At 46.4% G+C, this 9,000-nt stretch carries 8 protein-coding genes; all 8 read right to left on the bottom strand.

Annotation, left to right across the window (positions count from 1 at the left end; genetic code table 11):
• Nucleotides 1-563: 563 nt before the first annotated feature.
• The gene (locus E0698_RS10065) at nucleotides 564-1,442 is read right to left on the bottom strand and encodes a nucleotidyltransferase-like protein (protein ID WP_337916191.1); all 879 of its coding nucleotides are present in this window, start codon (nucleotides 1,440-1,442) and stop codon (nucleotides 564-566) included.
• Between the two features lie 107 nt (nucleotides 1,443-1,549).
• Nucleotides 1,550-3,268: a glycosyl hydrolase family 18 protein gene (locus tag E0698_RS10060; RefSeq protein ID WP_192511464.1), complete on the bottom strand. Its 1,719-nt coding sequence runs from the start codon at nucleotides 3,266-3,268 to the stop codon at nucleotides 1,550-1,552.
• 165 nt (nucleotides 3,269-3,433) lie between these two features.
• Complete coding sequence (gene perR, locus E0698_RS10055; protein WP_149095138.1) at nucleotides 3,434-3,880, bottom strand: peroxide-responsive transcriptional repressor PerR; 447 nt, start codon at nucleotides 3,878-3,880, stop codon at nucleotides 3,434-3,436.
• Nucleotides 3,881-3,989: 109 nt separating this feature from the next.
• Complete coding sequence (locus tag E0698_RS10050; RefSeq protein ID WP_192511463.1) at nucleotides 3,990-5,393, bottom strand: DUF4097 family beta strand repeat-containing protein; 1,404 nt, start codon at nucleotides 5,391-5,393, stop codon at nucleotides 3,990-3,992.
• Nucleotides 5,394-5,400: 7 nt separating this feature from the next.
• The gene (locus E0698_RS10045) at nucleotides 5,401-6,054 is read right to left on the bottom strand and encodes a hypothetical protein (protein WP_192511462.1); all 654 of its coding nucleotides are present in this window, start codon (nucleotides 6,052-6,054) and stop codon (nucleotides 5,401-5,403) included.
• Between the two features lie 82 nt (nucleotides 6,055-6,136).
• Nucleotides 6,137-6,850, bottom strand: coding sequence for an MgtC/SapB family protein (locus tag E0698_RS10040; protein ID WP_192511461.1), 714 nt, complete (start codon nucleotides 6,848-6,850; stop codon nucleotides 6,137-6,139).
• A 62-nt stretch (nucleotides 6,851-6,912) separates the two neighbouring features.
• A complete protein-coding gene (locus tag E0698_RS10035; RefSeq protein WP_192511460.1) occupies nucleotides 6,913-7,374 on the bottom strand; it encodes a GNAT family N-acetyltransferase in 462 nt (153 codons plus the stop codon).
• Nucleotides 7,375-7,535: 161 nt separating this feature from the next.
• A complete protein-coding gene (gene gatB / locus E0698_RS10030) occupies nucleotides 7,536-8,981 on the bottom strand; it encodes an Asp-tRNA(Asn)/Glu-tRNA(Gln) amidotransferase subunit GatB (protein WP_192511459.1) in 1,446 nt (481 codons plus the stop codon).
• Between the last annotated feature and the right edge of the window lie 19 nt (nucleotides 8,982-9,000).

Here is a 9,000-nt window from a genome sequence, read left to right as displayed (position 1 = left end):
TGTATTAGGCACGCCGCCAGCGTTCGTCCTGAGCCAGGATCAAACTCTCCATTAAAGACCAACCGAAGTTGGTATATAGAAAGAGCGATTCGCTCATTTTGAAACTGACGAGATAAAATATCTCTTTTACACTCCGATTTCATACAACCTTGTGGTATGTACCGAAATCTTCGTGGTTGATTTTGCGAACAAAATCATTTACTCACTCGTTGTTCAGTTTTCAAAGATCAAACCTACATGATATCTTACTTTTGCCTTGCTTCGTTTCACCACCGCGTTTCAGCGGCGACTTAAATAATGTAACACATAACCTCATTTTACGTCAAGCATTTTTTTAAAAATTTATTTTCATGCTTGTTTGCAACATACTTATCCTGCTGTAAACAGGTCTAAATTATTCATGCCGCTTAATGGGGCGAGTTATAACTTAGCATATCTTTTATAAACTCGTCAACCTTTAACGACAATTTTTATGTTTTGAGCGTCAATGTGACTCCATTACCCATAAAAAAAGGAAGAAGATCCGTTTAACGGACTTTCCTCCCGCTGATTCGATGCATCAATCAAATAAGGGAATAACGTATTTCACTATGGTGTCCATGATCCCTGAGATTCCCGCCAACCGATTCCCTGATCAATGAGCGGTATACCAGCTTACGTAGTACTACGGTAAGATCCAGTTGGAGATTTTTTAGCTCAGGATGATTAATAAGCTCATTTATGGACCAAGGTTCCCGTCTGCTACCTAATATGCGGAATAGTGGTGCTGAGCACTCCTCCATTTTAGACATCACTGAAAATTCGCAAGCAAGCAACACAAGCTCAACCCGCTGCTCAAGGGTTTCCGTACTTAACGTGAGTTCGTTGTACAGCTTGTAGATCGTTCGATCCAACGGCTGTATCTGAACCCACAAGTGAACCGTCGGATAAATTCCCCGTTTAATAAGCTCAATGGATGCCCAATGATCCAACGCCTTCAAAATACTTTGGGTTGCGTCAATAATCCGACCTTCTCGCACTGCTCTTTTACCATGAACGTAATTAACCAGAAAACGGGCGAACTCATGAAATTGCTTTTGCTCCCGTAACGGGTCGTTGAATTCGATGATTTCCCGCCTTAACAGACTGACTCTCTCGTCCCGTTCCCACAGAATACGACCTTCCAGTAAATAATCTATTATGTTGGCATGTTCACCGGCGATAATCCAGCCTTTCAGACAACTGAGTGTTGCGTACAACACCTGGCATCTTAATCCATTAATCAGTAAATGCTGAATGGCACGGGCTGGCTTCCGGCCTTCTCCAATAATTAGAATGAGTTCATCAAAATCGTACAGCATGGCTCCATGAAAATATTCGCCCGGCTTTCTATACGAAATAATGCCGATCGAATCTTCCTGCAACAATTCATCATACATCAAGCTTAATTTGGTTAGCTGCACTTCACCCTCCATACCTGTAAGGCGGCTACTACCGCTAAATTTGGATATATGTGAACATTTCTACATAGAAAAGAAACTTCCTTCTTCAATTCTACAAATTTTAAGTTTTATTTACTTATTTGTTTTAGCGTATTCCAGGCGGTCTGATCTGCAAAGGTTCGGTTCCATACACCGATTCCCCCGAGCTTCAATGACTTGGCAAGTTGCACCCTCGCTTCCAGAGACACACGATCCTCCAGCCAAATCTTTTTGACAATACCGTCTTCAGTATACTCGACATAATTCTGGCCTTCCGAGGCTCTGAATTTAGGCTTCAGCTTAAATTTCTCGATAATCCCCGCTGTTGATTCCATACCAAGCGACTTGGAGCTAACTTTGACGGTGTCTCCTTTAGGTGTTTCAGACCATACACGAGTGTATAACGGAATGCCCAAGACAACCTTTTGAGGCGGTACTTCATCCTCCTGAATGATTCGCTTGATTGATGCTTCCACCCATGGCAGTGAAGCGACAGAACCAGCCTTCGGACTGGCAGCCCAATGCTCATCATAGGCCATAACCATGAGATAATCCGTAATCGACCCCAATGATTTTCGATCCAGAAAAGCAGACCACATCTCACTTTGAGATTTAGGTGTCACATCAATAGACAATATCAAATCATGTTCACGTGCCATCGGCTTAAGCTCCCGCAAAAACTGGGTAACATTGGGTCCATCCTTCGTATGAACATTTTCAAAATCAATATTGATACCATCTAGACCATTTTTCTCGGTAAGTGTAATCATCTGATCTATAATTGATTTTCGTCGTTCAAAGGTAGACAAGGCCTCCGTCGTTAATTCAGGGTTAAAGCTGTTGCTCAACAAGCCCCATACTTCCATCCCCTTGCGATGCGCCCAACTGATATAGGCAGGGTCGGCTTTGCTTTGTACGGTGCCCTCATTATCTATGACACTGAACCAAGTGGGACTCACCACATTCACTCCAGGCATAGGGTCAAATTTGGAAGGATCAGGTTTACGGTTGTAAACGGCCTCCCAGGCGAGGTTCACAGGTCTTCCCTCCCAGTGCTTCTCCGAGATAGATGGAGTATCTTTAGCCGGGGCGACCGCAAGCTCCTCTCCTTCAGAGATGTTGGCCGCCTGCACATATCCAGCGTAGCCGTTATCCAGTTGAACAAAATACCAATCAGCCTGTTTGGACCAAATGCGCACCTTCGTTTGTTGAGGTATATCCGTCAAAATAAAAGACAGGCGGGAGGCTTCTTTACGCAAAGCAATTTTGGCATCCTGTCGTCCATCCTTCTTCTCCACGTTCCCCTGTTTGATTTTCTCTCCGGCTTTCATCAGGATGACTGCACCCGTCACTGTGTCTTCATGAATAGATACACCATATACTTCACGGACAGCTTGCATAGGTATATAAACCGATCCACTAATAATCTGGGGAGCTGCGCTGAGCGTATATGATGTTCCATTCAATTCCCCCTGCGGCTTGGAAACGGTCATTTGTAGCAAATTTTGCCTCGTAGCCAAAATGACAGTTTGGCTGTCATCCTCATAACGAATCGCTGGATCGATTTTACTTTGCACAAATTTGAGTGGTACCAGCATGTTCTTGCCGGAGTTTTGAGCTTCATACCCGGTTAGCTTTCCCTGAATAAAGATGGGACGGACACTGCCTTGCCAATCGGGTTTTTCATGCAGTGGATTACCGAACCATACGACAGTAATTGCGCAGATGATCGCTGCGAACAACAGCAAGCTTGTAGCCCCTTTGAAACGTGAACGTTTACGGCGGCGTCTGGAATGATTTCTGGCCAATATTCAACCTCCATTGTCGGAACTTTGAATTACAGGATAACGTAAACTGAACTGGTTGCTGACAGACAAGTTATTTAAACAAAAAAACGCGGTAAATCCCCGCTTGTGGGGAATTTCTCACGTTTCCAACCCATTACAATATATACATACCGCACCGAAAAACTTCTATTCCTTATTTTGCTGAATTTCCTTGTTCATGCAAGCTTTGCACACTCCGTATAACTCCATACGATGTCCATGCACTTCGAAACCTGTCTCTAACGAGGCATGGTGTTCCACATCTGCCAAATACGGATAGCTGAAATCTTCAATCTTTCCGCATTTTTCGCAAATGATGTGATAGTGCTCCGAAACATTGGCATCATAACGACTGGCGTTATCTCCATAGGTCAACTCATGTACCATACCCGCTTCTATAAACATCTTTAAGTTATTATAAACCGTAGCCACACTCATGCTTGGAAACTTGGATTCGAGCGCACGATATATTTCATCAGCGGTCGGATGTCCCATAGATTCCATCAAATAGTTTAATATGGCATGGCGCTGGGGTGTTATGCGTACACCTGTCTTCTTTAGAAGTTCCAAAGCATGCTGGACGCGAGCTGCCATATATGTCCACCGCCTTATCCCTTACTTACGATTTGCTTTATTACAACTATTTTACATTCTATTCACGTTGTACGTCTATTCACATTGTACGGTCAATTCAAGTTTCTTGTCAACGCGCCGCATTATCGCTGGATGACCCGTTAGAGGCTCCGGTAGCGGGAGATTCAGATGGAGCCGCAGGCGTTTCTGACGCATTAGGCACATTCGTTCCTGCCGACTCGTCCAAGCCAGGCAGCGATGGCAGAAGTAGCTTCTTGATCGATAAATTACTGTTGCCTTCCACGTTGATCGAGTACTTGCTTGTCCCATTTTGGCCTGAGATACTTTTACTATCTATTTTAAAAGGGAAGTCTGATCGAAGGTTGCCGTAACTGCTGGACCCCTCCAACTGAAAGTCACCATTCGACGGAAGTTCCAACGCAATGTCACCAACAGCACTGTATATTTTCCAATCTCCACCTACCTGCTCGCTATGCACCTTGATCCCGCCATTGAGCGAATTTGCATTCAGCTTGGCTGTGGGATTTAGAACGTTCATGTCACCATTTTGGGTATCAACCGTAATATCACCTTCCGAGCGGGCAAGCTGAATGTCGCCTACCATCGTGCGTAACGCAACCGTTCCTTCAATATCCCCTGCCTGCATATCACCGCGATTGGTTCGCATATCTACATCTCCGGTGATACGATGCAATTTGATCCGACCGTTCAAGGTGACTCCTTTGACATTGCCGATAGCATCATTAACCGTCAAATTCCCGTTCCCGCTCTCCAGCCGGATGCTGTCGATGGCATCTACTCCGTTGAGGGTAATATCCCCGTTGGAGGTTCTGATCTGCATATTAAACCGTCGATCCTCCGGCACTGTAATTAGCATGTTCGTACGGGGCTGACGTCTGCTCGATGCTCCGTATGACTGCACCTCTGGACGAATCTGAATAGTCTTGCCGTCAGTAGAAGTCAGCGAGGAAGCTTGAGCAATCTTGTCCGCTTCGGCAGCAGGCGCTTGATCCACCCACAGGGTCGCACGTACCTCTACATTGGACACAGGACGTCTGATCAGCGTTACATCGCCATTGACCGAATCAACTACCAAATCGGACGTCTGCATCGTTACAGGCACCAGTACGCCGCCCATATCATATCGGTTTCCTTTCGCCTGACTAAAATCCATGGACGCCGCGGTCAGATTCAAACTAACCCTGTTCCACAGATACATATAATGATTTTGCTGGGTCACGATAAAAACAGCGGCGGCCACGACCAATGCGGAGACAATTCCCTTCAGATCAGGTCTGAATCGTCGTCCGTTGTCGGGCCTGCCCTCCTTGCGGTAGTACACGCCAAAAAAGATCAGATACTCCAGTCCCCACAGCACAAAGATAACGGGCCACCATACAAGGAGCTGAAGCATATATTCGGTATGTTGGACAACATCCAAGATAAGCAGAACGCCTACAGCCATCAGCAGAAGCGAAGAGGTGTAGCGCCCGACTCTTATTTTGCGGTGCACGCCAGCTTCACCCTCTTTCCTTTACCTTTTTACGTTTGATCGACAAGCCGACTTCTCGCAAGAAGACTAATAGTCCGATCAGCATTAATAAAATAGCTAACGTCAAAAAGCCATAGTCCTCGAAAAAGTTGCCCAGCCAGCGTGGTTTCATACGAAACAGAATCATAAGTCCGCCACCCGCCACGAGCAGCACGGCAAAAGATAAACCTCTCTCCCAGACATAAAATGGGCTGCTCTGCTGCCCTCGTGCGTCCATCTGTGCATAACGATCCGGCTTACGGCGATAGCGGACCATATAATCCGCTGATTGTAACACGTCATATACATTATAAAAATATAAAACAGGAATGAACAAACCGAGCAAAATAAGCAACGGAATGTTAATTCTCAAGCCGTCAGAAGCGACATACAGCATCGCAAAAATATCTAACAGAAGCAATACGATAAATGTAAGCCCTCTAATGAACAGCCCTAAAAAAAGATGACCCAGGCCGGGTAACAATGCTGCCATGATAATGGCAATCACTTTGCGAAATTTAGCGTATTTAAAACGTTTACCCTTTTTGGGGTGTTCCCGCTGCTCCAGCACCGGTGACTGTTGTCCCTCTCCAGACAGTAACGGTTGTTCCGAGTTCATGCCATCCTCCCCTTTGAATTCCATGCGTGATCCGCAGCAAATGCTCCAATGGTTAGATAGTACCCCAATCGGATTCAAGAGTAACTGGAAAAAATGTGGTAAACCCTCATTCCATGGAAACTGCCGCTACATCCTCCCACTGTCGAAGATCGGCTGCAATACGCACTGGATTAAAATCGCGGCGAGCCAGCACTTCCAAGGAAACCTCCATGCTCTGCCGATTTGGATGCAGTTCGTGAAAAGGGACATTCTCATGCTCTTTAATCACTATTTTACGTATTTCCACTTTTTCTTGCTCTAAATAAGTCGAAATTTGCTCCAGCAATCTATGGGATGACAATCCGTATAGTGTTATAAGATGACCTTGTCGTCCACGCATATACCGCAATTCAACTTTGTTAAACACCCATAAATTCAAAAATACAAGTACAGTCGCCGCTATAGATGGAAAATAAAAGCCCGCTCCGACCCCGAGACCAATAGCTGCTACAACCCAGATGGAAGCAGCAGTCGTTAAGCCTGTAATGGATTTGCCTGTAAACATAATTGTTCCTGCGCCCAAAAATCCTACTCCAGTAATTACCGCCGTAGCCAAACGCGCTGGATCTATACGTACATTGGCCTCTTTGATAAAGTCGGCAAATCCGTAAATGGAGAGCAGCATAATCAGCGTCGAACCGAGACTAACCATAATATGAGTCCTCAAACCTGCAGCATGATTGGAACGTTCGCGCTCAAAACCAATGAATCCGCCCAGGAGCATGGATAGCAAAAGCCGTAAAATGATATGTGAATCGTTTATAATCCACGGGTTATCCAATCAAGCTCCCCCTCCCGGTGTATATCTTGCTTCCCTCTCCGGGGATGCAGTTTTTGCTAAGACTATTTCACGTTATGCAGGTGGTATGTGGTTAATTCCACGCCCGGAGCCACCTCTGCCGCCGATACGGGGCGAAAGCCGTGTTTTCGATAAAGGGCCACCGCAGGAGCATTTAAAGTTCCTGTAGATACGATGAACAGCGGTATATGATGATATTCGTTCAAAGCATGCTTCATTAAGGAGTCGGCAATCCCTTTGCGAAAATGATCCGGATGAACCATCATACGTGTAAGAGTGAGTGAATCGGGTGACTCAGACTGCACCGCCAGCGCCCCTAACAGGTCGCCGTCCTCAATCCAGCCATAGAATGTCTCTCCGCAGCTTCGCAGGGTATCAAACGTATCCAAAAGGGGTGGTATTTCATCAAAACCGATTCGCTCGGCCTCCAGCCTGTAGGCGATGTGCTGAAGACGCCATATCTGGCTGACCATTTCATCGTCTTCCAGTGAACATATGCTAATCATGCTGTATCCCTCCTTTTATTTAGGGCAGCTATGCTGCTGTTTTCTATAGAAAAACTCGTAACATGTCAGTGCGCTTCCAAACTCTGTACAGCAGTTCTCATCAGAGCCTATACAAAAAGGGGCCTGTCCCTATAAGACAAGCCCCTTTCAAATCTATGCCATTAGCGGTTAAGCACTTCCGTCAGCAGCTTGTTGGCGAGGCCAGGGTTTGCTTTGCCCTTGCTCTCCTTCATCACTTGACCAACCAGGAAGCCAATGGCCTTCTGCTTGCCAGCTTTGTAATCCTCAACCGATTGCGGGTTAGCCGCTACTACCTGTTCGACGATCGTCAGGATCGCGCCCTCGTCGCTGATTTGCACAAGCCCTTTTTCTTCAACAATTTGCTGCGGCAGTTTATCACTCTCCAGCATTTCCTTGAAGACCGTTTTGGCGATTTTACTATTGATCGTCCCCTTCTCCAGCAGTCCGATCATTTCACCCAAGCCTTGACCTGTCAGTTTAACCTGCGACAGCTCCACACCGGCACTATTTAAATAGCCGAGCAAATCCCCCATAATCCAGTTGGATACTGCTTTGGCATCCTTCGTGTATTGAAGACTATCCTCGAACAAATCGGCCAGTGGCTTGGAAGACGTAATGACCTGTGCGTCATACTCAGGCAATCCATATTCCGAGGTGTAGCGTGCTTTACGCTGGTCAGGCAGTTCAGGAATCGAAGTACGGATGCGTTCTTTCCATTCTGCATCAATATGCAGCGTAACGAGATCCGGGTCCGGGAAATAACGATAGTCATGCGCCTGTTCCTTACCGCGCATAGACAGAGTTTTACCTTGGGCCTCATCCCAACGGCGTGTCTCCTGTACAATCGTTCCGCCTTCCTCCAGCGTTTGTTCCTGGCGGAACTGCTCATATTCCAATCCGCGCTGTACGCCACGGAAGGAGTTCATGTTTTTTAGCTCTGCTTTAGTACCCAGCTCTTTCTGTCCATGCGGACGAAGGCTGATGTTCGCGTCGCAGCGAAGCGAGCCTTCCTCCATCTTCACATCGGATACGTCACAATACTGCATGATCGCACGTATTTTTTCCAGGTAAGCCTTGGCTTCTTCCGGTGAAGATATTTCCGGTTCCGAAACGATCTCGACCAACGGTGTACCGACACGGTTAAAATCAACCAAAGACGCATAGCCGCCATCGACATGTGTTAATTTGCCTGCGTCCTCTTCCAGATGCAGTCGGGTAATGCCGATACGCTTTGTCTCGCCGTTCACTTCAATATCAATCCAGCCATGCTCGCCAATCGGCTGATCGTATTGCGAAATTTGGTAAGCTTTGGGTGAATCGGGGTAAAAATAGTTTTTGCGGTCAAACTTGCTCACATCAGCAATCGTGCAATTAAGCGCCATCGCCGCTTTCATCGCATAATCAACGGCTTGACGGTTTAATACCGGCAGTACCCCCGGATGCCCAAGACAAATAGGACATGTATGCGAGTTTGGCGGTGCTCCGAAGGATGTCGAGCATCCGCAAAATATTTTAGACTTCGTATGCAGTTCCACATGGACTTCCAGTCCGATGACCGTCTCATATTTAGATGTAGTTGTAGACATAAATGGTTCCCTCCTTTTC

The organism is Paenibacillus sp. 23TSA30-6 (assembly GCF_014858585.1).
Taxonomy (GTDB): Bacteria; Bacillota; Bacilli; order Paenibacillales; family Paenibacillaceae; genus Paenibacillus.
This window is presented reverse-complemented; position numbering and strand designations above follow the sequence as displayed.

Bases quoted from the DNA above. Each gene is read 5' to 3' on its own strand.
- E0698_RS10045 (WP_192511462.1), bottom strand. From the start codon at position 6,054: ATGGAATTCAAAGGGGAGGATGGCATGAACTCGGAACAACCGTTACTG.
- E0698_RS10035 (WP_192511460.1), bottom strand. From the start codon at position 7,374: ATGATTAGCATATGTTCACTGGAAGACGATGAAATGGTCAGCCAGATA.
- perR (WP_149095138.1), bottom strand. From the start codon at position 3,880: ATGGCAGCTCGCGTCCAGCATGCTTTGGAACTTCTAAAGAAGACAGGT.
- gatB (WP_192511459.1), bottom strand. From the start codon at position 8,981: ATGTCTACAACTACATCTAAATATGAGACGGTCATCGGACTGGAAGTC.